The sequence below is a fragment of the Pseudomonas sp. Marseille-QA0332 genome (assembly GCF_054950175.1).
The window spans coordinates 2,119,125-2,141,852 of sequence record NZ_CM143106.1 but is presented as its reverse complement, the minus strand read 5'-3'; the positions used below and the strand labels follow the sequence as shown (position 1 = coordinate 2,141,852).

Sequence of the window (22,728 nt, the reverse complement as noted above, 5' to 3'; positions counted from 1 at the left end):
CTATGGCAAAAGTCTTTTGGAGTTAAGTGTCATGCAGGCTTCAACCCCGGCAGATGTCACCCTGGCCCCTGCCGATCGACCCGCTTCGGGTTTGCAGATCCTCATCATGGCCGTGGCGGCTTTCATCATCGTTACCACGGAATTTCTGATTCTTGGCCTGCTACCGGCCTTGGCCAGGGACCTGGACATTTCCATCTCGCTGGCCGGGCAGACCGTCACGCTGTTCGCCTTCACCGTCATGCTCTTCGGCCCGTTGCTCACGGCGCGGCTGGCGCATGTGGAGCGCAAGACCCTATTCACGCTGATCCTGCTGGTATTCGCCGCGTCCAATGTGCTGGCAGCGGTGTCCACCAACATCTGGGTGCTGGCCGTGGCGCGCTTCGTTCCCGCGCTGGGGTTGCCGGTGTTCTGGGGCACGGCCAGCGAGACGGCGGGGCGCCTGGCGGGCCCGGGCAACGCCGGCAAGGCCGTGTCGAAGGTCTATCTGGGGATTTCCGCCGCGCTGGTCTTCGGCGTTCCTTTGGGTACCGTGGCCGCGGACGGAGTGGGTTGGCGTGGCAGCTTCTGGATCCTGGCGGGCGTCTCGCTGGCGATCGCCTGGCTGATGCACCGCGTCATGCCGCAACTGCCCGGATCGCCCGATCGGGCCGCAGGCGAGCGACAGACGGCGATCCTACGCCAGCCGCGCTTTCTTGGCCATGTGCTGCTCTCGGTGCTGACCTTCACCGCGATGTTCACTGCCTACACCTACCTGGCCGACACCCTGGAACGCCTGGCGGGCGTGCCGGCCGGGCAGGTGGGCTGGTGGCTGATGGGCTTCGGCGCCGTGGGCATGCTCGGCAACCAGCTGGGCGGCATGCTGGTCGATCGCAGCGCACTGGGCGCGATGCTGCTGTTCCTGCTGATCCTCGCCGTGGGCATGCTGATGGCGGTGCCACTGGTCGCGAGCCGGAGCGGGTTCATCGTCGCCCTGGTCGCCTGGGGCGTGGCCTATACCGCGCTGTTTCCGATCTGCCAGGTCAGGGTCATGCAGGCAGGTGCCAGTGCCCAGGCGTTGGCCGCCTCGCTGAACATTTCAGCGGCCAACGCCGGGATCGGGCTGGGAGCGATCATCGGTGGGCTGGGCATACGCCAGTGGGGGCTGGAAGTGCTTGGCCTGCTGGCGACCGGGATCGCCTTGCTGGCGGTGCTGCTGGTCCTGGCGATGATCGCCAGCGCCCGACGCCAGGCCTGAGCGAACCGCCAACGCGCGCTTGGCTGCGCTCAGGTGACCTGATCTTGCTCAGGGAGCGCATGCTCCAGGTCCGCCTGGCCGGGCGCCGCGCGCAGCAGGTTGATCGGCACCGACTTCGCTGCTGGCACCTTGCTGCGCTCTGCGTGGTGCCAGAGCGGAATCAGCGGGTTGCACTCCGGGTAGTAGGAGGCCGCGCAGCCTTCGGGAATATCGTAGGCGATGATCTGGAACGGCCCCGCTTCGCGGCGCACCTCGGGCTCGATCGCCGTGCGCAAGGTCACCCAGTCCCCAGGCGTGAAGCCCAGCCGGACAATGTCGTTGCGATTGAGCAATACCACGCTGCGGGTGCCGTGCACGCCCCGGAAGCGATCGTCATAACCATACACCGTGGTGTTGAACTGGTCGTTGCTGCGTAGCGTCATCAGCTGCAGGACGTCGCGCCGCCCACGCTCGGGCGAGACATCGTCGTCCTCGTCGAGATCGCTCGGCGAGCAGAACTGCGCCCTGCCCGAGTCGGTCGCCCATTGGCGCCGGGCAGCGCCGAGCGGGCGATGGAACCCGCCCGGTTCCCACATGCGCGTCTCCATGTCATGGAAGATGTGCGGGTACACCTCGGCGATGGCCTTGCGGATCAGGGCATAGTCGCGTCGCCAGGCCTGCCATGGCACGCCGATCGGTGGATCGAGCGCCGCCTGCGCCAGCCCGGCGATGATCGCCGGTTCCGACAGCAGGTGCTCGCTGGCCGGCTCGGCCGTGCCCTGCCAGGCGCGGATGCAGCCGGTGCTGTCTTCGGTGGTATGGGTCTGCTGCTGCCCATCCTGGCGGTCGATCTCGATCCGTCCCAGGCATGGCAGCAGCCAGCCCTCCCGGCCAGGCACCAGGTGAGTGCGGTTGAGCTTGGTGGCCACCTGCACGTTCAGCTGCAGGCCGGACCAGGCCGGCTCCATGCGAGCGGTGTCCGGCACGGCGCGCAGGAAGTTGCCTCCCAGGCCGACGAAACCTTTTACCCGGCCTTCGACGATGCCCTGGCAGGCATCGACAGTGCTCATGCCCTTGTGTTCCGGAACCTTGAAGCCGAACAGTCGCTCGATCCGGTCCTTGGGCACCTTGCCCGGGTCCTCGGTGATGCCGACCGTGCGCTGGCCCTGGACATTGGAGTGTCCCCGGACCGGACAGATGCCGGCGCCACGATTGCCGATGTTGCCGCGCATGAGCAACAGGTTGACCAGCATCTGCACGTTTTCCACGCCATGGCGATGCTGGGTCATGCCCATGCCATAGATGACCATTACCCGCTGGCTGCGGGCGTAGACCGTCGCGGCGGCCTCCAAGGCGCTGCGGCTCAGGCCGGAGCGGCTTTCCAGCTGCGCCCAGGAGCGGCTTTCGACCGCCGTGGCGAAGGCCCCGAAGCCTTCGGTGTGCTCGGCGATGAAGGCATGGTCCAGAACCGGCGCCTGGCCTTGGACACTGGCCTGACGATCCATTGCCAGCAACGCCTTGGCGATGCCCATTACCGCGGCGGTATCGCCGCCAATGGCCACCTGATGATACTGGGTGCTGATGACCGTGGAGCCAGGCCCAAGCATTTCGCTCGGCGACTGTGGGTTGACGAAGCGCTCCAGGCCGCGTTCACGCAACGGGTTGAAGGTGATGATCGGCACCTTGCGCTTGCGTGCCTCCTGGAGTGGATGCAGCATGCGTGGGCTGTTGCTGCCAACGTTCTGGCCGAAGAAAAAGATGCAATCGGTGTGCTCGAAGTCTTCCAGGGTCACGGTCCCCACCGGCACGCCGATGCTCTCCTGCAGGCCCACCGAGGTGCTTTCATGGCACATGTTGGAACTGTCGGGCAGGTTGTTGGTGCCGTAGGCGCGTGCCAGCAGCTGGTACATGAACGAGGCTTCCAGCGAGGCGCGGCCAGAGGCGTAGAAGACTACCTGGTCAGGCGCGAGCGCGCGCAAGCGGGCGCCGATGCCGGCGAAAGCCTGCTCCCATGACACCGGGCGATAGCGATCGCTGGCCGGGTCGTAGCGCAGCGGATGGGTCAGGCGCCCGTGCTGCTCGAGCGCGTAGTCGCTCCACGACCGCAGTTCGCTCAAGGTATGGCGCTCGAAGAACTCCGGCCCGGTCCGTGCCGCGGTCAGCTCCCATGCGGTGGCCTTGGCGCCATTCTCGCAGAACTCAAGCGCATGCGGATTGCCTGGCTTGGCCCAGGCACAGCTGACACAGGCGAACCCCTTGGGCTTGTTCTGCTTGAGCAGGGCGGCCGGGCCCTTGCGCAGCGCCTGTTCGTGCCAGAGCACGCGCATGACCGAATGGGCCGACCCCCAGCCGCCCGAGGCGGACGTGTACGGACGAAAACGCGCATGTGGATGGATCAGCCGCATCGAACCGTGCTCCCCTCGAGTTGTATCTAAAAATTACGAGCTTGGCTGCCAAGAAAGGTTCGAACTGTTTGTCGCCTGCTGGCCGAGGCGAGCCTTCAGGTGGGCAGGGCACCTGCCCGCCAGGTGCGATCGATCAGGCGGATACTGTTCCGGCCGCTGCGCTTGGACTGATAGAGCGCGATGTCGCCTTGCTCGATCAAGGCAGTCAGGCTTGCTGGCGGGCGGTCGAAGAGGGTCGCGCCGATGCTCAGTGTCACCGGCTCCGGCGTGTCGAAGGCCCGCGAAGCGGTGTCCTGGAAGCGCGTGCGCAGCAGGCTGCCCAAAGCCATGACTCGCTCGCCCGAGGCGTCGGCCAGCAGGATGACGAATTCGTCGCCGCCCAGTCGGGCCGGCAGCGCGCCCTGCGGGACCAGCGAGCGGATCATCTCGCTGAGCGCCACCAGCAGCCGATCGCCGGCCGTATGGCCATGCAGGTCGTTGACCAGCTTGAAGTTGTCGATGTCGATCAGCAGCAGCGCTCCCGGTCGCGCGGGCGAGACGTCCTCGAGCAGGCGCGGCGCCCGCATTTCCAGCGCGCGACGGTTGTAGAGCGCCGTCAGTGGATCGCGCGCGGCCAGCCGGGCAATGTGCTTTTCCCGCCGGTAACGTTCGGTTCCGGTCATCGACAGGGCGATGAGCATGATGGCCATGACCCCCTCGACCAGTGAAACCTGGATGATCGCGCCGCGAAACGCCGCCAGGTCGATCAGGCTGCCAGGCGTGACGGCGATAGCAGCCTTGGCCAGGTAGAAACAGCCATGCAATAGCAGCACGTAGCGCAACTGTACCGCTCCGATGCTCAGCGATCGGCCATGGGGTCGGAGCAGGAAGCTGGCCCGCAGCGAAAGCAGGGCGACCAGCAGCGAGTTGACCAGCAGCATGATCTTCGACCAGTGCTGCTCGTTCGGCAGCAGCAACATCAGCAGCCAGGCGACGAAGACCAAGTACCAGGCCCGTGACAGGCGCGCCTCGGTAAAGCGCGCCACGCCCAGCAGGAACAGCCAGTGGGCCGTCACCAGCAGGCCGTTGGCGAACCAGATGCCGACCAGCAGCCAACCGCTGCCGCGCAGCAGCGACAGGATGCAGCCCACCGTGATGGTGGCGAAACCGGCGCTCCAGTACAGCAGCGAGCGTTCGCGCACGGTGCCCCATTCGATCGCCAGGTACAGGGCCGCCGCGGCGGCCAGGGCGACCGTCATCATCAACATCGTGGGTGGATCGAGCGCCATGACGGCCTGGCCTGTGGGAGCATGGGGAAAGAGTGCTGATTGTATGCCTTCGCAGCGGATTTTCGCAGCGTTACCCATCGTCTCGAGCCGCAAGCGAAAGCGCACCGAGTCGCCTGTGCAAGCGACTCCAGCTTCAAGGCGGTCATCGTTGGCAAGACCGACACGTTCAGCATGCCGCTTGCCGCTTCATTACCCTGAGCGTAACGATGGAGCAGGCTGCTTGATTGATGACCTTGCAGCACGGACCTAAGGTGAGTCCACGACAGCCCGAACGTGGAGTCACCGAATGACCGCATTGACCTCCCCACCGCCGCAGTGGTCACGGCGGCGCGCCGAGAAGCAGCGCCGTCTCGACCGGGTTCGCCACCTCGCCGATGGCGCGGTGCTGCCTACCGAGCGGATCGTCGAAGCCCTGGAACTGCTCATCGCGCCAGGCGACCGGGTGGTGCTCGAAGGCAACAACCAGAAGCAGGCGGACTTCCTCTCACGCGCGCTGGCCAAGGTCGACGCGGGCGTGCTGCATGACCTGCACATGATCATGCCCAGCGTCAGCCGCAGCGAGCACCTGGACCTGTTCGAGCGTGGCATCGCGCGCAAGCTCGATTTCTCCTTTGCCGGCCCTCAGAGCCTGCGTATCGGGCAACTGCTCGAGGATGGGCTGCTGGAAGTCGGGGCCATCCACACCTATATCGAGCTCTATTCGCGCCTGTTGGTGGACCTGATCCCCAACGTCACCCTGGTGGCCGGTTTCATGGCCGACCGCGACGGCAATCTCTACACCGGGCCGAGCACCGAGGATACCCCGGCGCTGGTGGAGCCCGCGGCGTTCAGCGACGGTATCGTCATCGCCCAGGTCAACCAGCTGGTGGAGCGTTGCGACGACCTGCCTCGGGTGGACATACCCGCCAGCTGGGTCGATTTCGTGGTGGTGGCTGACCAGCCCTTCTACATCGAGCCGCTGTTCACGCGCGATCCACGGCATATCAAGCCGGTCCACGTGTTGATGGCGATGATGGCCATCCGTGGCATCTACGAGCGCCACCAGGTGCAATCGCTCAATCATGGGATCGGTTTCAATACCGCGGCCATCGAGCTGATCCTGCCGACCTACGGCCAGTCGCTGGGGCTCAAGGGGCGGATCTGCCGCAACTGGACGCTCAATCCGCATCCGACGCTGATCCCGGCCATCGAGACCGGCTGGGTGCAGAGCGTGCACTGCTTCGGCACCGAACTGGGCATGGAGAACTATATCGCTCAGCGCCCGGATGTGTTCTTCACCGGTCGCGACGGCTCCCTGCGCTCCAATCGCATGATGTGTCAGCTGGCCGGCCAGTATGCCGTGGACCTGTTCATCGGCGCGACCTTGCAGGTGGACGGCGATGGTCACTCCTCGACCGTCACTCGAGGCCGGCTGGCCGGCTTCGGTGGCGCGCCGAACATGGGCCATGATCCGCGTGGGCGCCGGCATGCCACGCCAGCCTGGCTGGACATGACCGTGCCCGAGACGCTGCTCGAGCGTGGCCGCAAGCTGGTGGTGCAGATGGTCGAGACCTACCAGGAGGGCGGCAAGCCGACCTTCGTCGAGTCGCTCGACGCCGTCGACGTGGCGCGCAAGACCGGCATGCCGCTGGCACCGATAATGATCTATGGCGATGACGTCACCCACCTGCTGACCGAGGAAGGCATCGCCTACCTGTACAAGGCGCGTAGCCTGGAGGAGCGTCGGCAGATGATCGCCGCGGTCGCCGGGGTCACCGCGATCGGTCTGCGTCATGATCCCAGGGCTACCCTGCGCCTGCGCCAGGAAGGGCTGGTGGCCTTGCCCGAAGACCTGGGCATTCGCCGCACCGATGCCAGCCGCGAGCTGCTGGCCGCCCGCAGCATCGCCGATCTGGTGCAATGGTCGGGCGGGCTGTACGAGCCGCCCGCGCGCTTCAGGAGCTGGTGATGAACGCGCTCGATCATGGCATTGAGGCTCTTCCGTTGCCGGACCGGCTGGCCGACCTGGCCGTCGAGGCGCTGATCGACGAAGCCGACCTGTCGCCCAAGCCAGGGTTGGTGGATCGCCGCGGCAGTGGCGCGCACGGTGACATGAGCCTGGCCTTGATGCAGGCCTCGGCGTTGGCGCTGTGGCCATGCTTCTGGCGGATGGCGTGCGCGGCCCAGTCCCTGGGCGAGATCGGCGTGCCGCTACGCAGCGCGCTGGGCCGTATCGGCCGTGAAGGCGAAGCGGCCATGCTCGAGGCCACGGGTGGGGTCAACACCCACCGTGGCGCGATCTGGGCCTTGGGTCTGCTGGTGGCGGCGCGAGCGCTGCGCGCCGAGCCCCTGGAACCGGCCAGCCTGGCCTCACGCGCCGGACGCATTGCGCTGATCGATGATCCAGCCGGCACCGTGGCCAATACCCACGGCGCCTGGGTACGCCGTCGACATGGCAGCGGTGGCGCCCGTGAGCAGGCTCAACTGGGCTTTCCTGCGGTGATCGCCGCTGGCCTGCCACAGCTGGCGCGCAGCCGGGCAGCCGGGGCTTGCGAAAGCCATGCGCGGCTGGATGCGCTGCTGGCGATCATGGCCGGTCTGGACGATACCTGCGTGCTCTGGCGCGCCGGGCCGCAAGGGCTCAGGGCGGTACAGCAGGGCGCGCTGTTGGTCCTCGCCGCGGGCGGTGCCGGCAGCCTGGCTGGCCGTCGCGCACTGCGCGCGCTCGATCGCCAGATGCTCAGCTTGAATGCTTCGCCGGGTGGGGCGGCCGATCTGCTGGCCGCCAGCCTGTTTCTCGACAAAGCCGGGAGTCACTGATGGAAACCCTCAACTTTCAATTTCCCGCCGCGCTCGTCGGGCGTGGGCGGGCCCTGGTCGGCTGTGTCAGCTCCGGAGACCTGGAAGTGCTGATCGAACCAGGTGTCGCTGGCCAGCTGGACATCCAGGTGCTGACGTCGGTCAATGGCAGCGCGGCGCGCTGGGCGCAGGTGTTCGAGCGTCTGTTCGATGGCCGCGCCCTGCCAGCCGTGCGCATCGACATCCATGATTTCGGCGCCACGCCTGGCGTGGTGCGCCTGCGCCTGGAGCAGGGCCTGGAGGAGATCGCCCATGACTGACACGACGCGTCTGCTGCAAGGCCGCAGCTTCGTCGAGCTCGCCGCCCGCCAACGTGCCCAGGCGCTGCTCGACCCTGGCTCCTTTCGCGAACTGCTGGGGCCCTTCGAGCGTCTGATGTCGCCCTGGCTGCCACGCCAGGGCATCGTGCCCCAGGCCGACGACGGGGTGGTCATCGCCAAAGGCACGCTCGATGGCCGCAACGCCGTGGTCGCGGCCATCGAAGGGGCTTTCCAGGGCGGCAGCATGGGCGAGGTCGGTGCCGCCAAGATCGCCGGGGCCCTGGAACTGGCCATCGAGGACAGCCGCAATGGCACGCCGACCTGTGCGGTGCTGTTGCTGGAAACCGGTGGTGTGCGTTTGCAGGAAGCCAACCTGGGCCTGGCGGCGATCGCCGAGATCCAGTCGGCCATCGTCGAGCTGCGCGATTACCAGCCGGTGATCGGCCTGATCGCAGGAGCGGTTGGCTGTTTTGGCGGGATGTCGATCGCCGCCGGGCTGTGCAGCCATCTGCTGGTCACCCGCGAGGCGCGGCTGGGGCTCAACGGGCCTCAGGTCATCGAACAGGAGGCCGGCATCGCTGAATACGATGCCAAGGATCGACCGTTGATCTGGAGTCTGACCGGTGGCGAACAGCGCCATGCCAGCGGCTTGGCGGACGCCTTCGTGGCCGATGAGGTCGAGGCGGTCCGCGAACGGCTGCTGGCGCTGCTCGATCGTCCGTCGGCTCGGCGCAGCCAGCGACACGCCTGGTTCCTCGAGCGCCTGCGGACGCTGCAGGCAGCAGGCACCGCTTGTCCGCAGCTGGATGCCGCCGCCGTTCGCACCCTCTATCAAGGAGCAAGCTCATGAGCCGTGCCTGGAACTGGCTGAGCGGACTGGCTGACGGCCCGTCACGCCCAGGTTTCCCTGCCTCCGTGCAGGTCGTCGACGGCGAGCTGGGCAATCGCCCGGTGCGCTTCATCGCCGTGGTGCCTGACCCGGACAATCCGTTCCCTCGCGCGCGCGCCGGCGAAGTCGGCCTGCTCGAGGGTTGGGGGCTGGCCAAGGCCGTGGATCAAGCCATCGAGGCGGACCGGGGCGGCCAGCCGCGCGCGCTGGTAGCGATCATCGACGTCCCCAGCCAAGCCTACGGCCGGCGCGAAGAAGCCCTGGGTATCCACCAGGCCCTGGCCGGTGCCGTCGACGCCTATGCCCGGGCCCGCCTGGCCGGGCATCCACTGATCGGGCTGCTGGTGGGCAAGGCCATGTCCGGCGCTTTTCTCGCCCATGGCTACCAGGCCCAGCGGCTGATCGCGCTGGACGACGATGGGGTCATGGTGCATGCCATGGGCAAGGCCGCGGCGGCGCGCATCACCTTGCGCAGCGTGGATGAGCTGGAACGCCTGGCCGCCGAAGTGCCGCCGATGGCCTACGACCTGGCCAGCTACGCGTCGCTGGGCCTGCTCTGGCGCCGCCTGGCGGTCGCCGATGCGCAGGCGCCAGGCGCCGACGACCTGGCCAAGGTAAACGCCTGTCTGGTCGAGGCCCTGCAGGACATCGGCGAATCGACCGACCTTGCTTCACGCCTGCACGGCGAACATCGCCAGGCTTCCCGCGAGGTTCGCCGGCGCCTGCGCGCCGAATGGCGGGAGGCCTGAGGTGAAGCTGCGCCCACACGACCTGCTCTGGGGCCTGACGCCGGACGCCTTGCCCGCCGACGCGCCGGCATGGGCATGGCAGGTGGTGGCGGCAGGGCATCCGGTGGTGGTGCGGCGAGCCCTGGCAGAGCCGCACATGGTCGCGGTAGGTCTGCGCGGCGAACGCCGGGACGAACGTCTGGCCTGTTTCATGAGGCGGGCCTGGGTCAGCGCCAGGACAACGCCGCAAATGCTCCGCTGGCGTGGCCGGGACGACTGGCCGGCATTGCGCGCGCTTGCCCAGGTCGAACCCTGGCTCGATGCCTGCGGTTGTGCATGGGGACCTACCGGCAGCGTGGGCTACCAGCTGGCGACCGGCCAGCCAGTGCTGCATGCCCGCAGCGACCTTGACCTGGTGCTGCACGCACCGCTGCCGATCGCTCGCGAGCAGGCGCGAGCGTGGCTTGCCAGGCTGGATCGGCTGGCGTGCCGTGTCGACCTGCAACTGGAGACGCCAGCCGGTGCCATTGCCCTGCGCGAGTGGGCTGGCGCCTCGCCACGCGTGCTGCTCAAGGCCATCGACGGCGCGCGCCTGGTCAGCGATCCATGGGCGGCGCGGGCACGACCGGAGCAGGAGCGGGCAGCATGAGCAGCCTGTTCGTGTTCCCCGGACAGGGCGCCCAGCAGCCCGGCATGCTGCACCGCCTGCCTGACGACGCTGGCGGCGTGCTCGAGCAGGCCAGCGATGTGCTGGGCGAGCAGGTCCTGGCGCTCGACAGCCCCGAAGCCTTGCAGGCGACGCGCGCCGTACAGCTGTGCCTGTTGCTGGCCGGGGTCGCCTGGGCACGCTGGCTGATGCGCCGCAGCCCGGCCCCGGACCTGGTCGCCGGCCTGTCCATCGGTGCCTACGCCGCGGCGGTGAGCGCCGATGCGCTGGAACTGGCCGATGCCGTGCGCCTGGTGGCCTTGCGCGGCGAGCTGATGCAGCGCGCCTATCCTGCCGGCTACGGCATGACCGCGCTCAGCGGCCTGGACCTGCCCAGCGTCGAACGCCTGCTCGAGGATGTCGGCGGCCCGGTCTACCTTGCCAACCTCAACAGTGATTCGCAGATCGTGATCGCCGGTAGCAATACGGCCATGGCCGAAGTCGCGGCCAGGGCCCGTGGCATCGGCCGCGGCATGGCCCGTCGGCTGGCGGTGAGCGTTCCGTCACACTGCGCATTGCTCGATGCGCCTGCCCGGGAGCTCGCCGCGGCCTTCGCCGAGGTCAGCCTGCGCCGACCCCGGATCACCTACCTCAGTGGCAGCACGGCGCGTCCGCTGTTCGACCCGCTGCGCCTGGCCGACGACCTGGCCGGCAACATGGCCCGGGTGGTCGACTGGCGTGCCACGTTGCGCAGCGCCTACGAGCGTGGCGCGCGCCTGCACGTCGAACTGCCGCCGGGCAGCGTGCTCAGCGGCCTGGCTCGGCCCGTGTTCGAACAGGGACGGGTGGTGGCGGTCGAAGATACCCGTGCCGATACCCTCGACGCGCTGTTGCGCCAGGAGGTGGCCCGCCAGCGATGAGCCTGTTTCTCGAAGGACAATAACAAGCCACTTCGACACGAGACCGAGGACAACGACAATGATCATTTATGGTGTGGCTCTATTGGCGGTATGCACGCTTGCCGGCGTCATCGTCGGCGATCTGCTGGGCGTGCTGCTCGGCGTGAAATCCAATGTGGGCGGGGTCGGCATCGCCATGATCCTGCTGATCTGCGCACGGCTGTACATGCATCGGCACGGTGGCATGAGCAAGGAGTGCGAATTCGGCGTCGGCTTCTGGGGCGCACTGTACATCCCCGTGGTAGTAGCGATGGCGGCCCAGCAGAACGTGGTAACGGCCTTGCACGGAGGGCCGGTGGCGCTGATCGCGGCCGTTGGCGCGGTACTGGTCTGCGGCGCTACCATCGCGCTGATCAGCCGGACCCACCGTGGCGAGCCGCTGCCTGCGCTGGAGCCGAGCACCGCTGCCGCGACGCAGGCCGTGCCGGCGGGAGGTCGCTGACATGCTCGAGATCATCGACAAGGCGCTGGAGCACAACGGCCTGGTCACGGCCTTCGCCGTGGTCGGCGCGATCATGTGGCTGTCGGTGCTGCTATCCCGGCACCTGACGTTCGGGCGGGTCCATGGCTCGGCCATCGCCATCGTCATCGGCCTGGTGCTCGCCTGGGTGGGCGGTACCCTTACCGGGGGGCAGAAGGGCCTGGCGGACCTGGCCTTGTTCTCCGGCATCGGGCTGATGGGGGGCGCGATGCTGCGTGATTTCGCGATCGTCGCCACGGCCTTCGAGGTCCAGGCCACCGAGGCGCGCAAGGCCGGCATGATTGGCGCGCTGGCGCTGCTGCTCGGTACGGTGCTGCCGTTCATCGTCGGTGCCGCGGTGGCCTGGGCCTTCGGCTATCGCGATGCGGTCAGCATGACCACCATCGGGGCGGGCGCGGTGACCTATATCGTCGGCCCGGTCACTGGCGCTGCGCTGGGCGCCAGCTCCGATGTCATGGCCCTGTCGATCGCCACCGGCCTGATCAAGGCGATCCTGGTCATGGTCCTCACGCCGGTATCGGCGCGCCTGCTGGCGCTCGACAACCCCCGCTCGGCGATGGTCTTCGGCGGCCTGGCCGGCACCGTCTCAGGGGTCACGGCAGGCTTGGCGGCGACCGATCGCAGGCTGGTGCCGTACGGTGCGCTGACCGCAACTTTCCACACCGGACTTGGCTGCCTGATGGGGCCGTCCATTCTCTACTTCTGCGTACGTGCCCTGGTGGGGTGAGCCCGTCGCGGTTCAGGCATCCTGCTCGCGCCGATACATCCTGCATTCGGCCAGCAGGGCCAGCAGGTTCGGCTCGCGCTCCCGGGCCTTGAGGAAGACCACGCCGATGTGCTGTTGCAGACGGTAGCGCGGTTGCAGTGCGATCAGGCGGATGCGGTTTTCGTAGACCGCGGCGATGCGCCCTGGCAAGAGGGCGTAGCCGACCCCGGAACTGACCATGCTGAGCAGGGTGAAGATATCGTTGACTTGCATGGCGACCTGCGGCTCGAAGCCGGCCTGCTGGAAGACCTGGGCGCCGTCACGGTGGGTGGCGAACCCTCGGCTCAAGGTGATGAAAGTCGAATCGGCCAGGTCGGCCAGGTCGACCTCGGCCTGTTCGGCGAATGGCGAGTCGGTCGGCACGGCCAGGAATATGTCATCGGAAAACAGCGGTAGCTGCTCGCACGCCGGATCGCGCACGCTTTCATCCAGCGAAACGAGGATGGCATCGAGTTCGTGGCTTTTCAGCCGATGCATCAAGTCGAGGTTCGAACCGAGGTTCAGGTCGATGTTCAGCGCGCTGCGCCGCAGTTTCAGGCCCATGACCAGCTTCGGTACGGTCCTGACCGTCAGCGAGTAGAGCGCGCCGAGCTTGAAGCGTTCGGCATAGAAACCTGCCGCTTCGCGCGTCTGGCGAACCATCTGTTCGGCATCCTGGAGCAGCTGGCGAGCCTTCTTTTCCAGCACGTAGGCGCTTTCCAGCGGGATCAGGTGCCGCCCTTCATGCTTGAACAGCGGGCAGCGCAGGGCGTTCTCCAGGGAATGGATCGCCCGATGCACGCTGACCGTGCTGGTCGACAGCGCGCTGGCGGCGCGGGCGAGGTTGCCGCTGCGCATGAAGGCCAGGAAAGTGTCGAGCTTCTTCAGGGTGAGCTCTTCGTCGATCGGCATGCAGGAACGGCCTCATGGTCGGCATCGCGGTGACAAGACTGCACACGATAGCGGACAAACCCACGCCGATGCACGGGGTCGCAGGCCCAGCGTGGCCTCGCTCAGTCGCTGAGCGGCCCGGCGAACCTGGCTTGCACCGCGGCCAGCTCGGCCAGCAGCGGGTCGCAGGCCAGGCGGCTGCCTTGGGCATCGGGGTAGCCGAAGGCGCCGGACGGGCAATAACGGTCATCGTCCCAGCCCGGATAGTCGAGGAAGGGATACCAGCACAGCCCCTGGATCGGGACGCCACGGCGCATGGCGTGCGCCACCTGCTCGGCGACATGCCGCAGCCATGGCAGACGCATGCTGCCTTCGGCGCCGGTTTCCGACAGCAGGATCGGCCGCTGGTAACGCTGGTGAAGCTCGGCCAGCATGCCTTGCAGGGGGCGATAGTCCGGGTCGCTTGGCGCGATCTTCGGGCCGTTGAGGAACCACTGGTTCTGTGGGTAGAAGTTCGCGCCGAGGATATCCAGGTAGTCCTCGCGTCCGCCCAGCCCTGGCCAGCATCGGCCGGCCAGCAGGTCCCAGGCTTCGAACTGTGCCTGGCGATAGGCCTCGGCATCGGCCACATCCCGGGTTCTCCGGGACTGGCTGCGCACGTTGATCAGCGGCTCGCTCTGGACGAAGCGCGCCTGCGGGCTGATTTCGCGGATCGCCTCGATCGCCGCGATGCTCGCGCGTACCAGCTGGTGCTTGAGTTCCTGGCCGCGACGGTGCTGGGTGGGATGGAAGTAGCCGACTTCACCGCCGGCCCAGCTCCAGAAGGAGATCTCGTTGATCGGGCAGAACAGTGGTGTGTCGTTGCCCAGTTCGCGCAGCAGGCTGGCGACCGCGCCGGCGAAGCGGGCGAAACGTTCGACGAAGGCCGGGCGCCAGATGTCCAGGTCGTCGGGATAGCCGTAGTGACAGAGGTCCCAGATGACCTGCACGCCGCTGTCGTGCGCCGCCTGCAACATCGGCAGCGCACTGCTCCAGTCGTAGACATGCGGCGCCTGTTCGATCAGGTGCCAGCGCACGCCATCGCGAGCGCAGCGGATGCCCATCGGCGCCAGTGCCGCGTAGTCGCGCATGCACCAGCGCGCGTGGCCGGTGGAGTCCAGCAGGTCGAGTCGGCGGCCGTCGGCGCGGCGCTGGGAAGAACACTCGTATCCGGCCATCACGAAGCTGTCGAAGATCCCTCTGCGCATTTCGTGGTTCTCGTGAGAAGTTCGAATGGGTGATGCGGTGGTGAAGGCCCGGTTGGGTTCCAGGGCGCGTGGCGGGCCGGCTAGGCGGGCCGCTGCTGCACAGGCACTGCCATGCGCAGCGGCCCTCTGGGATCAGCCAGGTTCTTGTTCGTGGCTTTCCACTTCGACGCCCGCTTCCCGGGCGATGCGCTGGTAGAGCGCCAGCGCCTGGCCGACCACCTGGTCCATGTTGTAGTACTTGTAGGTCCCCAGCCTGCCGAGGAAGGTCACGTTGTCCAGCTCCTGAGCCAGGGCCTGGTAACGCTTGTACAGCTCGGCGTTCTCCGGACGCGGCACCGGATAATAGGGGTCACCCTCGGCGCAGGGATATTCGTAGCTGATGCTGGTACAGGCATGCTGCTGGCCGGTCAGGTGCTTGTATTCGGTGATCCGGGTATGAGGCACGTCCTGGTCAGGGTAGTTGACCACCGCGACCGGCTGGAACTGCGCCTGCTGCAAGGTCTCGTGGCGAAAGCGCAGGGAGCGGTAGGGCAACGGCCCGAAACAGTGGCCGAAATACTCGTCGATCGGGCCGCAATACACCAGCTGGTCATGCTTGACCTGTTGCCCCAGCGCCTTGAAATCGACACCAAGCAGCACATCGATCGACGGGTGGTCGAGCATGCGCTCGAACATTCGGGTATAGCCGTCCTTTGGCATGATCTGGTATTTGTCGGTGAAGTAGCGATCATCGCGGTTGGTGCGGGTAGGCACCCGTGAAGTGACCGACTTGTCCAGCTGCGACGGGTCCAGGCCCCATTGCTTGCGGGTATAGCCGCGAAAGAACAGCTCGTAGAGTTCGCGGCCGATCTGGTTGACCACCACGTCCTCGGAGGTGCGGATGCTGGCCACGGGCTCTGCGCGCCTGGCCAGCAATGCCTGGGCCTGCTCTTCGTCCAGGTCGAGGTCGAACAGCAGGTTGAGCGTGGTCAGGTTGATCGGCACCGGCACCAGGCGCTCCCGGACATGAGCCAGCACCCGATGCTCGTAGGGGCGCCAGTCGGTGAAGTTGGACAGGTAGTCGACGATGCGCTGCGCATTGGTATGGAAGATATGCGGACCATAGCGATGGACCAGCACGCCCGCGGCGTCGTGTTCATCGAAGGCATTGCCGCCGACATGGTCGCGGCGGTCGATCAGCAGGATCCGCTTGCCCAGCCCGGCGGCCAGGCGTTCGGCCAGCACGCTGCCGGCGAAGCCGGCGCCGACGATCAGGTAGTCGTACCGCTCGGCCGCCACCTGCTGCAAGGTTACCTTAGGCATTCGATGTGCTCCTTCATGTCGGCGCAGGTGCGGTCCCAGGACTTGCCTTCCAGGGCCTGGTCGGCCAGGGCTAGCAGCCGTTCGGGGTCGCGGCGCAGGGCCAGCGCGCCCTCGACCGCCTCGATGAATGCGCCGGGCGATCCGGCGATGCTCACCACGCCGCTCAGGCCATAGCCATCGATGACGTCGCGGATCGGTGTCGATACCACTGGGCGTCCACCGGCGAGGTATTCCGGCGTCTTGGTCGGGCTGATGTAGCGGGTCGATTCGTTGAGGGCGAAGGGCATGAGCGCGACGTCCCAGCCCGACAGGTAGCTGGGCAGCTCTTCGTAACGCTTGCCGCCCAGGTAATGGATATTGGGCATGCGCGGCAGGGTAGCCGGATCGATCTTGACCACCGGTCCTACCAGCACGATCTGCCAGTCTGGACGCTGCTGCGCCATGGCCTGCACCAGCGCGATGTCGAAGCGCTCGTCGATGACGCCGAAGAAGCCCAGCCGCGGATGGGCGATTCCGGCCTGGTCGGCAGGTTCAGGCAGGGACTGGCGTGCCGCCGCGAAATGCGCGATGTCGACGCTGCTGGGCATGGAATGGACGTTGGCATGCTGCTGGCGCTTGGCTTCCCAGAGGCTGTAGCCACCGGTGAAGACCACATCGGCGCGTTCCATCAGCTTGCGCTCCATTTCCACCAGCGCGGGCGGGGCGTACTTGAACGCCGACAGTTCGTCCATGCAATCGAAGATCACCACCTCGGCCTGCAGGTGATCGGTAAATGCCAGGCTCATCGGCGTCAGGTACCACAGCAGCAGCGAGTTGGCCGGATGCGTGTCGAGCCACTGGTCCAGCAGCTGGCGCTGAGCTGCGCAGGCCTCGGTTTCATCGAGCCCCTCGGGAAGCACGGGTACCAGCAAGGTCACACCGGGCGCGGGGCGCTCGACATCCAGGCGCGGCGCGGCGATCGGCTGATGCACCGGCTCTTCGAAGAACAGCACGTCATAGCCCTGGGCAAGACGGCTCATGACATGTTGCGGCCGCTGGTAGACGAAACCCCAGCGCAAGTGCGAAAGGCACAGCAAGGTAGGTCGCAGATGGGTTTTGGGATCAGCTTGCTGCTGGGTGGATACCGGGCTGCCAATGATGGAACGTTCTGCCTGATTCATCGAGTCACTCCTTTGCGGACATGCAGGAACCGATGACTGCTTCGCAGGCCGGGATGGCTGCGCATTGGCTCGGATGAAACTTGGAAGAAGCGTAGATGATCGGCGTTCAGCCAAACCGATGAAATGCGCGTCCCGGCGATCACTTTCACTGAACCATGGCGTCGATTCGCGCCCTGAGCTACAGGAGGCACCTTGCGGGCGGCCTCCGTCACTGCATGCAATACTCCCTGTCACCATCTGCCGTATCGATGACCGCGGGGCCTTCAGGCGAACCATGGAGACGATGCGATGATCCTGATTACAGGCGGTGCCGGCTACATCGGCGCGCACGTGGCGGTCGAAGTGATGGCTGCCGGCGACGATGTGCTGCTCCTGGACAACCTCTGCAACAGTTGCAAACAGAGTGTGGGCAGAATAGCCGAGATTGCCGGACGGCAACCGGGTTTCATCCTGGCCGACGTCAGGGACGCACAGACATTGGGCAACATATTCGCCGATTATCCGATCGAGGCGGTGATCCACTGCGCTGGCCTCAAGGCCGTCGGTGAAAGCGTGCGCGAGCCGTTGCGGTACTTCGAGAACAACGTCGGAGGCAGCGTGGCCCTGTGTCAGGCGATGGCCGCGGCGGGCGTCTTCAAGCTGGTATTCAGCTCTTCGGCCACGGTCTATGGCGATTGCCCGCGAATGCCGATCGACGAAAGCTGCCCCACCGGGCAGCCCACCAACCCGTACGGCGAATCCAAGCTCATGGCCGAGCATGTGATGAACTTCACGGCTGCCGCGGATCCGCGCTGGTCGATCGGCCTGCTGCGCTATTTCAACCCTATCGGCGCCCATGCCTCGGGGCTGCTGGGAGAACAGTGCAACGACACGCCCAACAACCTGTTGCCCTACCTGCTGCAAGTGGCCAGGCGCGAGCGCGACAGGCTACACGTGTTCGGCAGGGACTACCCGACGCCTGACGGCACGGGTATCCGCGACTATGTCCATGTCGTGGACCTGGCCGAAGGGCACCTGCGCGCGCTGCGCTTCCTCCAGGCCCATGCCGGTGTGCATGTCTGGAATTTCGGCACCGGCCAGGGCCACTCGGTGCTGGAAGTCGTGGGGGCGTTCGAGCAGGCCACCGGCATCTGCGTGCCGCTGAGCTTCGAGCCGCGTCGGTTGGGCGACATCGCGCAATGCTGGGCCGATCCCAGCAAGGCGGCGCGCGAACTCGGCTGGACCGCCCGGCGCAGCCTGGAATGCATGCTGACCGATGCCTGGCGTTGGCAGCAACGCATCTAGGCGTGCTTGGCGTGGTGCTTGCGCGCGAACGTCTCGCCAGGGTACCGCGGGCCGGTACCGGCGAGCCCCCCTGAACCAATGAAATGCCCGCGACGTCTATCGAGCAACTGACATGGGAAGGGATTTTCGATGAAAAACGATCCGCTCGACGAGCTTTTGGATTACCTCAAGCGCCACGACCTGGTGCTCACCACTGCCGAGTCCTGCACGGCAGGGCGGATGGTCGCCTTGCTCTCGGAAAAGGAAGGCATCGGCAGCGTGCTGGAAAGCGGTTACGTGGTGTATTCCCCGCAAGCCAAGCAACGTCTGCTCGGGGTGCGCCCGCAGACCATCGAGCGCTGCGGCCTGACCAGCGAGGAAGTGGCTCGCGAGATGGCCCAGGGCGCATTGCTCGACAGCACGGCCAACGTGGCCATCGCCACTACCGGAGTGGCGGGGCCTGGGCCTGCTGGCGACACCCCGCCTGGCACGGTGTGCTTTGCCTGGGCCTTCGCCGGCCAGTCGACTCCGGCGGTCTTCAGCCGCACCGAGCGCTTCTTCGGCGATCGCCAGGCGGTGCTGCGGCAATCTTCCCTGCACGGTCTGCTGCGTCTGATGCACTTTCATCAACGCTGGCTACATGGCGAGCGCGCCTGATCAACACCTGTCGGAGACGCGATCATGGAGATCGAGCAACAACCAGCACCAGGACGCTACCCGATCGAGGAGGATCTGGACAGGCAACGACGTGTCTGGCGCTTCGAGCGCATTGGTTGGTACGTGCTGCTGCTGATCGTGCTGGTGAGCCTGGCCGGGCTGTTCGGCAATGGCCCGCTCAGCCAGCGCAGCGTCACCAGCAGCGATGGGCGGATCCAGGTGGAGTATGCACGATTCGTCCGCAATGGCGCCTCGCAGCAGCTGAGCATTCGCGTCCAAGGCAAACCCGACGCCGAGGTGAAGCTGCTGCTCGACGGCTCGATGTTCCGCGCGCTGCCTGTCGAGACCCTGCAGCCCCAGCCATTGCAGTCGGTGAGCCAGGGACGGGCACTGCTGCTGCATCTGGGCACCGATGCCGAGGGGATCGCCACCTTGTACCTGGGCTTGCGCAACGATGGCGTCGGCCCGTTCGACGGCAAGGCCCGGGTGGGCCCGGACAGTGTCGTGAACTTCTCCACGTTCATCTATCCCTGAGGATTGGCAATGGATTCGGTTCTTCGCGCCGGTGCCATGTACGTGGCACTGATGGTGTTGTTTCGCGTCGCTGGGCGTCGTTCGCTAGCCGACCTGACCACGTTCGACTTCGTGCTGCTGCTGATCATTGGCGAAGCCACGCAGCAGGCACTGCTGGGAGACGACTTTTCGTTCACCAACGCGGTGCTGGTGATCATCACCTTGATCGTGCTGGATGTCGGCTTGTCGCTGCTCAAGCTCAATTCGGTGCGGGTCGCGCGTTTTCTCGATGGGCATGCCACGGTGGTGGTCGAGGATGGGCGCTTTCTGCATGGACGCATGCGTCGCTGCCGGCTGACGGAGGACGACATACTCGAATCGGCAAGGGCCAACCAGGGGCTGGAGCAGGTTGCCCAGATCAAGTACGCCATCGTCGAGCGCAACGGCAAGATCTCGATCATCGAGCAGGAGGCGGGGGGAAAAGCGGGATGACCCGTTCGGAAACGACAGCCAGGGGGGAGAAGCCCTGGCTGCCGGGTGACGCTTAACGCGAGCGGCTATTGTCGCTGCTGCGGCCGCCGCCGTGGCTGTGCTGGCCACCTACACGACCTGCTTCGGAGGCTTTTTCACGGTCGTTGGCGAAGTTGCCACCAGAATTCTGACCGCCCTTGCGCCCAGCTTCGGACGCCTTCTCGCGATCGTTGGCAAAGTTGCCTGGATTGGTGTTACCGGTTTTACCTTGATTGTTCGCCATGATCTTTCACCTCATGTTGAGCACAGGACATTCTGTGCACTTACTCTGAGTGACTCAGGAACGAGACGATCCATCGATCTTCAACTCCGGGACCAAAGGTCGTAAAGATTGTCTCGGGACTTTTTAGGGCGCAAATCAATGGGTTGGCAAAAGTCCTGGTCAATCACGCTGACTCCGGCGCGAGACAGTCTGGAGAAGACGGGCGCAAGGAACGGGCTCGGCAGGGCGAGGCCTTGTACGAAAAGTCGCCGAGCAGCGATCAGGCACGGCGAAAACAGGCGAGCAGCGGCCGGGGTCGCGCTCGACCTTACTGGTTGTAAAATGAGCATTCCGAGCCTGGTTCCAACGTAGCCTGATCGTCGCGCAGGCACTTTTCGTACAAAGCCAAGGACGGTTGTCTCAGGTTGCCTGCGAGGTTCTGGGGCTGCGCGGCAGCCCCAGAATCAACACAGCCTCGGGCACGCTCGAGAGACAGCCGGCCCTGCGGCGCCATCGCCGGGCGCTTGCGGGCCCGGGCAAACGAGGGAGCGGTGCGGATCAGAAAGCCAGGCCGACCTTCACGCCGAATTCGTCACGCTTGAGCTTGGTGTTATCGGCGACCGGGGAGTCATCGTCCAGCTTGTATTCGGTGCGGGCATAGTACACGCCGGCCTGTACCGGCAGGTCGCCGTTCTGGTTCATCAGCAAGGTGACTTCCGCATACGGATTGGTACGGTCCTTCAGGTCCACGCTGTCACTGCCGAAATCCTCGACCTTGAGCTTGGCGCGTCCGTCGATGGTATGCCGGGCACCGAGCTCGACGCGCAGGGTCGCGGTGTCGAACTGATGGTTGTAACCCAGCGCGGCCTTGGCGAATGGCGACTTGTTGGTCAGCTCGACATCCAGGCGGTTGATCTCCGGTTCGTAGCGCGACCAGCCGTAGCCACCGCCCACGATCACATCGACGAAGTTGCGCGCATCCAGCGCGGCACGCCAGCCAAGGTCCAGGTCGACCTGGGCTTCCTTGAGCTTGTTGTCATTCTTCTCACCGTATTTGGCCAACGCACCGATCTGGTAGACGAAGCCCGATTCGGCAGTCATCTTGTTGCCGAAGTTGGCGAATACGCCGCCCTGGCCCAGGTGATCGGTGTCCGATTCGCTACCGTCTTCGAACTTGAACTTGTCGTAGCTGCCCAGCAGGCCGAAGGTGAACAGCGGATCGGTGCTTGGGGCCGCCATGGCCGCCAGAGGGGTGCCCAGCAGGGCCAGGAGGCAGGTATGGCGCAGCAGTTTGCGTGAGGACATTCGTGATATCTCCATGACATGAATGCAATGACAGACGCGGCTGTTCGAATACACCCTGCATGGAAAAGTTCAGAAAATGAGTGGCAAGCTACAAGCAAGCGCCGATAGCGCTGTGCTCGCTTGCGGCGGTGGCCGTCGTGACAGGCGTTCGCCTGACGACGCGGTCTGCTTGCAGCTTGTCGGGCTAGACCTTCAGCACCAGCTTGCCGAAGTTTTCGCCGCTGAACAGCTTGAGCAGGGTATGCGGGAAGGTTTCCAGGCCTTCGACCACATGTTCTTTGCTCTTGAGCTGTCCGCTGGCCAGCCAGCCGGCGATTTCCTTGGCGGCCTGGGCATAACCGGCGGCGTGATCGGTGACGATGAAGCCTTCCATCCGCGCCCGGTTGACCAGTAGCGACAGGTAGTTGGCCGGGCCCTTGACCGGCTCTGTGCTGTTGTACTGGCTGATGGCGCCACAGATCACCACCCGGGCCTTGAAATTCAGGCAGGCGAGGGCGGCGTCCAGGATGTCGCCGCCGACGTTGTCGAAATACACGTCAATACCCTTGACGCATTCGCGCCGCAACGCCGCCGGTACTGCTTCGGCCTTGTAGTCGATGACCGCGTCGAAGCCGAGCTCCTCCTTCAGGTATCGGCACTTGCGCTCGCCGCCAGCGATGCCGACCACCTGGCAGCCCTTGAGCCTGGCGATCTGCCCGACCATGCTGCCGACCGCGCCGGCCGCACCGGAGATCACCACGGTGTCACCGGCCTTGGGCTGGCCGACTTCGAGCAGGGCGAAATAGGCGGTCATGCCGGTCATGCCCAGCGCCGACAGGTAGCGTGGCAGGGGCGCGAGCGAAGGGTCGATAGGCTGCAGCTCCTTGGCTTGGCCGAGAAAGAAATCCTGCACGCCCAGCGTACCGCCGACGTGGTCGCCTGGCTTGAAATCGGGATGCCGGGAGGCGATCACCTCGCCCACGCCCAGCGCGCGCATGACTTCGCCCAGGGCGACCGGCGGCACGTAGGACCTGCCTTCGTTCATCCAGCCGCGCATGGCTGGGTCCAGGGACAGGTAGAGGTTCTTCACCAGCACCTGGCCTTCGCTCGGCTCGGCGACGGTGACTCGCTCGAAGTCTAAATCCTCGCGGCGCACGGCACCGACGGGGCGTTTGGCAAGCAGGAAACGGCGATTGGTCCGGGACATCGGGCAGCCTCGCTGGAGTGAGGGGTTCGTGGGGGGCGA

Annotated in this window: 22 protein-coding genes and 1 pseudogene; 14 read left to right on the top strand and 9 right to left on the bottom strand. The window is 66.0% G+C overall.

Annotation, left to right across the window (positions count from 1 at the left end):
- Window positions 1–31: 31 nt before the first annotated feature.
- Window positions 32–1,234 carry an MFS transporter gene (locus ACY8GK_RS09910; RefSeq protein ID WP_462402922.1) on the top strand — a complete coding sequence of 401 codons (1,203 nt, stop codon included), beginning with the start codon at window positions 32–34 and terminating at the stop codon, window positions 1,232–1,234.
- Between the two features lie 29 nt (window positions 1,235–1,263).
- Here ACY8GK_RS09910 and ACY8GK_RS09905 read toward each other — a convergent pair whose 3' ends face one another.
- Together ACY8GK_RS09905 and ACY8GK_RS09900 are read right to left on the bottom strand one after the other, a co-directional pair.
- Complete coding sequence (locus ACY8GK_RS09905) at window positions 1,264–3,618, bottom strand: FdhF/YdeP family oxidoreductase (protein WP_462402921.1); 2,355 nt, start codon at window positions 3,616–3,618, stop codon at window positions 1,264–1,266.
- A 95-nt stretch (window positions 3,619–3,713) separates the two neighbouring features.
- Window positions 3,714–4,886, bottom strand: a complete 1,173-nt coding sequence (locus tag ACY8GK_RS09900) for a GGDEF domain-containing protein (RefSeq protein ID WP_196181437.1) — start codon at window positions 4,884–4,886, stop codon at window positions 3,714–3,716.
- Between the two features lie 286 nt (window positions 4,887–5,172).
- Between ACY8GK_RS09900 and mdcA the strand changes: the two genes are divergently transcribed.
- Genes mdcA through madM form a run of 9 tightly spaced genes read left to right on the top strand, consistent with a single transcriptional unit; the run spans window position 5,173 to window position 12,414 of the window.
- The gene (gene mdcA / locus ACY8GK_RS09895) at window positions 5,173–6,834 is read left to right on the top strand and encodes a malonate decarboxylase subunit alpha (RefSeq protein ID WP_196181435.1); all 1,662 of its coding nucleotides are present in this window, start codon (window positions 5,173–5,175) and stop codon (window positions 6,832–6,834) included.
- Window positions 6,834–7,685: a triphosphoribosyl-dephospho-CoA synthase gene (locus tag ACY8GK_RS09890; RefSeq protein WP_230376249.1), complete on the top strand. Its 852-nt coding sequence runs from the start codon at window positions 6,834–6,836 to the stop codon at window positions 7,683–7,685. The genes mdcA and ACY8GK_RS09890 overlap by 1 nt, the downstream gene beginning before the upstream one ends.
- The gene (locus ACY8GK_RS09885) at window positions 7,685–7,984 is read left to right on the top strand and encodes a malonate decarboxylase subunit delta (RefSeq protein ID WP_196181432.1); all 300 of its coding nucleotides are present in this window, start codon (window positions 7,685–7,687) and stop codon (window positions 7,982–7,984) included. The genes ACY8GK_RS09890 and ACY8GK_RS09885 overlap by 1 nt, the downstream gene beginning before the upstream one ends.
- Window positions 7,977–8,834, top strand: a complete 858-nt coding sequence (locus ACY8GK_RS09880) for a biotin-independent malonate decarboxylase subunit beta (protein ID WP_196181430.1) — start codon at window positions 7,977–7,979, stop codon at window positions 8,832–8,834. Before ACY8GK_RS09885 ends, ACY8GK_RS09880 begins: the two co-directional genes overlap by 8 nt.
- Entirely contained in the window at window positions 8,831–9,622 is a 792-nt protein-coding gene (mdcE, locus tag ACY8GK_RS09875; RefSeq protein WP_196181428.1) for a biotin-independent malonate decarboxylase subunit gamma, read from the top strand. The genes ACY8GK_RS09880 and mdcE overlap by 4 nt, the downstream gene beginning before the upstream one ends.
- A gap of 1 nt (window position 9,623) precedes the next feature.
- A complete protein-coding gene (locus ACY8GK_RS09870) occupies window positions 9,624–10,250 on the top strand; it encodes a malonate decarboxylase holo-ACP synthase (RefSeq protein ID WP_462402920.1) in 627 nt (208 codons plus the stop codon).
- The gene (gene mdcH / locus ACY8GK_RS09865; RefSeq protein ID WP_462402919.1) at window positions 10,247–11,167 is read left to right on the top strand and encodes a malonate decarboxylase subunit epsilon; all 921 of its coding nucleotides are present in this window, start codon (window positions 10,247–10,249) and stop codon (window positions 11,165–11,167) included. The genes ACY8GK_RS09870 and mdcH overlap by 4 nt, the downstream gene beginning before the upstream one ends.
- Before the next feature lie 58 nt (window positions 11,168–11,225).
- Window positions 11,226–11,648, top strand: a complete 423-nt coding sequence (madL, locus tag ACY8GK_RS09860) for a malonate transporter subunit MadL (protein ID WP_196181422.1) — start codon at window positions 11,226–11,228, stop codon at window positions 11,646–11,648.
- 1 nt (window position 11,649) lies between these two features.
- Window positions 11,650–12,414 carry a malonate transporter subunit MadM gene (gene madM, locus ACY8GK_RS09855; RefSeq protein WP_462402918.1) on the top strand — a complete coding sequence of 255 codons (765 nt, stop codon included), beginning with the start codon at window positions 11,650–11,652 and terminating at the stop codon, window positions 12,412–12,414.
- Between the two features lie 12 nt (window positions 12,415–12,426).
- On the opposite strand, the gene ACY8GK_RS09850 is transcribed toward madM, so the two are convergent.
- The 4 genes from ACY8GK_RS09850 to ACY8GK_RS09835 form a co-directional block, all read right to left on the bottom strand.
- The gene (locus tag ACY8GK_RS09850) at window positions 12,427–13,344 is read right to left on the bottom strand and encodes a LysR family transcriptional regulator (RefSeq protein ID WP_196181419.1); all 918 of its coding nucleotides are present in this window, start codon (window positions 13,342–13,344) and stop codon (window positions 12,427–12,429) included.
- Window positions 13,345–13,445: 101 nt separating this feature from the next.
- Complete coding sequence (locus ACY8GK_RS09845; RefSeq protein WP_196181417.1) at window positions 13,446–14,570, bottom strand: beta-glucosidase; 1,125 nt, start codon at window positions 14,568–14,570, stop codon at window positions 13,446–13,448.
- Between the two features lie 132 nt (window positions 14,571–14,702).
- Window positions 14,703–15,872 (bottom strand): UDP-galactopyranose mutase, encoded by a 1,170-nt coding sequence (glf, locus tag ACY8GK_RS09840; protein WP_196181415.1) that lies wholly within the window; start codon window positions 15,870–15,872, stop codon window positions 14,703–14,705.
- Complete coding sequence (locus ACY8GK_RS09835) at window positions 15,860–17,032, bottom strand: glycosyltransferase family 1 protein (RefSeq protein ID WP_462402917.1); 1,173 nt, start codon at window positions 17,030–17,032, stop codon at window positions 15,860–15,862. The genes glf and ACY8GK_RS09835 overlap by 13 nt, the downstream gene beginning before the upstream one ends.
- A 288-nt stretch (window positions 17,033–17,320) precedes the next feature.
- Here ACY8GK_RS09835 and galE point away from each other — a divergent pair, with 288 nt between their 5' ends.
- The 4 genes from galE (at window position 17,321) to ACY8GK_RS09815 (ending at window position 19,957) form a co-directional block, all read left to right on the top strand.
- Window positions 17,321–18,316, top strand: coding sequence for a UDP-glucose 4-epimerase GalE (galE, locus tag ACY8GK_RS09830; protein WP_462402916.1), 996 nt, complete (start codon window positions 17,321–17,323; stop codon window positions 18,314–18,316).
- A gap of 129 nt (window positions 18,317–18,445) precedes the next feature.
- Window positions 18,446–18,952, top strand: coding sequence for a CinA family protein (locus ACY8GK_RS09825; protein ID WP_196181409.1), 507 nt, complete (start codon window positions 18,446–18,448; stop codon window positions 18,950–18,952).
- Window positions 18,953–18,976: 24 nt separating this feature from the next.
- Window positions 18,977–19,486, top strand: a complete 510-nt coding sequence (locus ACY8GK_RS09820) for a hypothetical protein (RefSeq protein WP_196181407.1) — start codon at window positions 18,977–18,979, stop codon at window positions 19,484–19,486.
- A 9-nt stretch (window positions 19,487–19,495) separates the two neighbouring features.
- Window positions 19,496–19,957, top strand: coding sequence for a DUF421 domain-containing protein (locus tag ACY8GK_RS09815; RefSeq protein ID WP_196181405.1), 462 nt, complete (start codon window positions 19,496–19,498; stop codon window positions 19,955–19,957).
- A gap of 52 nt (window positions 19,958–20,009) precedes the next feature.
- On the opposite strand, the pseudogene ACY8GK_RS09810 reads toward ACY8GK_RS09815, so the two are convergent.
- The 3 genes and pseudogenes from ACY8GK_RS09810 to ACY8GK_RS09800 form a co-directional block, all read right to left on the bottom strand.
- Window positions 20,010–20,186, bottom strand: a pseudogene (locus tag ACY8GK_RS09810) (con-10 family general stress protein); the annotation flags it as partial.
- Window positions 20,187–20,756: 570 nt separating this feature from the next.
- Window positions 20,757–21,503, bottom strand: a complete 747-nt coding sequence (locus ACY8GK_RS09805) for an outer membrane beta-barrel protein (protein WP_462402915.1) — start codon at window positions 21,501–21,503, stop codon at window positions 20,757–20,759.
- A gap of 184 nt (window positions 21,504–21,687) precedes the next feature.
- Entirely contained in the window at window positions 21,688–22,689 is a 1,002-nt protein-coding gene (locus ACY8GK_RS09800) for an NADP-dependent oxidoreductase (RefSeq protein WP_462402914.1), read from the bottom strand.
- Window positions 22,690–22,728 lie beyond the last annotated feature (39 nt).

Excerpts from the sequence above, each read along its gene's own strand:
- ACY8GK_RS09845 (WP_196181417.1), bottom strand. The coding sequence starts at position 14,570 with ATGCGCAGAGGGATCTTCGACAGCTTCGTGATGGCCGGATACGAGTGT.
- ACY8GK_RS09800 (WP_462402914.1), bottom strand. The coding sequence starts at position 22,689 with ATGTCCCGGACCAATCGCCGTTTCCTGCTTGCCAAACGCCCCGTCGGT.
- ACY8GK_RS09890 (WP_230376249.1), top strand. The coding sequence starts at position 6,834 with ATGAACGCGCTCGATCATGGCATTGAGGCTCTTCCGTTGCCGGACCGG.
- mdcA (WP_196181435.1), top strand. The coding sequence starts at position 5,173 with ATGACCGCATTGACCTCCCCACCGCCGCAGTGGTCACGGCGGCGCGCC.
- galE (WP_462402916.1), top strand. The coding sequence starts at position 17,321 with ATGATCCTGATTACAGGCGGTGCCGGCTACATCGGCGCGCACGTGGCG.
- madL (WP_196181422.1), top strand. The coding sequence starts at position 11,226 with ATGATCATTTATGGTGTGGCTCTATTGGCGGTATGCACGCTTGCCGGC.
- ACY8GK_RS09805 (WP_462402915.1), bottom strand. The coding sequence starts at position 21,503 with ATGTCCTCACGCAAACTGCTGCGCCATACCTGCCTCCTGGCCCTGCTG.
- ACY8GK_RS09885 (WP_196181432.1), top strand. The coding sequence starts at position 7,685 with ATGGAAACCCTCAACTTTCAATTTCCCGCCGCGCTCGTCGGGCGTGGG.
- ACY8GK_RS09910 (WP_462402922.1), top strand. The coding sequence starts at position 32 with ATGCAGGCTTCAACCCCGGCAGATGTCACCCTGGCCCCTGCCGATCGA.
- ACY8GK_RS09850 (WP_196181419.1), bottom strand. The coding sequence starts at position 13,344 with ATGCCGATCGACGAAGAGCTCACCCTGAAGAAGCTCGACACTTTCCTG.
- mdcE (WP_196181428.1), top strand. The coding sequence starts at position 8,831 with ATGAGCCGTGCCTGGAACTGGCTGAGCGGACTGGCTGACGGCCCGTCA.
- ACY8GK_RS09905 (WP_462402921.1), bottom strand. The coding sequence starts at position 3,618 with ATGCGGCTGATCCATCCACATGCGCGTTTTCGTCCGTACACGTCCGCC.
- mdcH (WP_462402919.1), top strand. The coding sequence starts at position 10,247 with ATGAGCAGCCTGTTCGTGTTCCCCGGACAGGGCGCCCAGCAGCCCGGC.
- ACY8GK_RS09820 (WP_196181407.1), top strand. The coding sequence starts at position 18,977 with ATGGAGATCGAGCAACAACCAGCACCAGGACGCTACCCGATCGAGGAG.
- ACY8GK_RS09835 (WP_462402917.1), bottom strand. The coding sequence starts at position 17,032 with ATGAATCAGGCAGAACGTTCCATCATTGGCAGCCCGGTATCCACCCAG.
- ACY8GK_RS09825 (WP_196181409.1), top strand. The coding sequence starts at position 18,446 with ATGAAAAACGATCCGCTCGACGAGCTTTTGGATTACCTCAAGCGCCAC.
- ACY8GK_RS09880 (WP_196181430.1), top strand. The coding sequence starts at position 7,977 with ATGACTGACACGACGCGTCTGCTGCAAGGCCGCAGCTTCGTCGAGCTC.
- glf (WP_196181415.1), bottom strand. The coding sequence starts at position 15,872 with ATGCCTAAGGTAACCTTGCAGCAGGTGGCGGCCGAGCGGTACGACTAC.
- madM (WP_462402918.1), top strand. The coding sequence starts at position 11,650 with ATGCTCGAGATCATCGACAAGGCGCTGGAGCACAACGGCCTGGTCACG.
- ACY8GK_RS09815 (WP_196181405.1), top strand. The coding sequence starts at position 19,496 with ATGGATTCGGTTCTTCGCGCCGGTGCCATGTACGTGGCACTGATGGTG.
- ACY8GK_RS09900 (WP_196181437.1), bottom strand. The coding sequence starts at position 4,886 with ATGGCGCTCGATCCACCCACGATGTTGATGATGACGGTCGCCCTGGCC.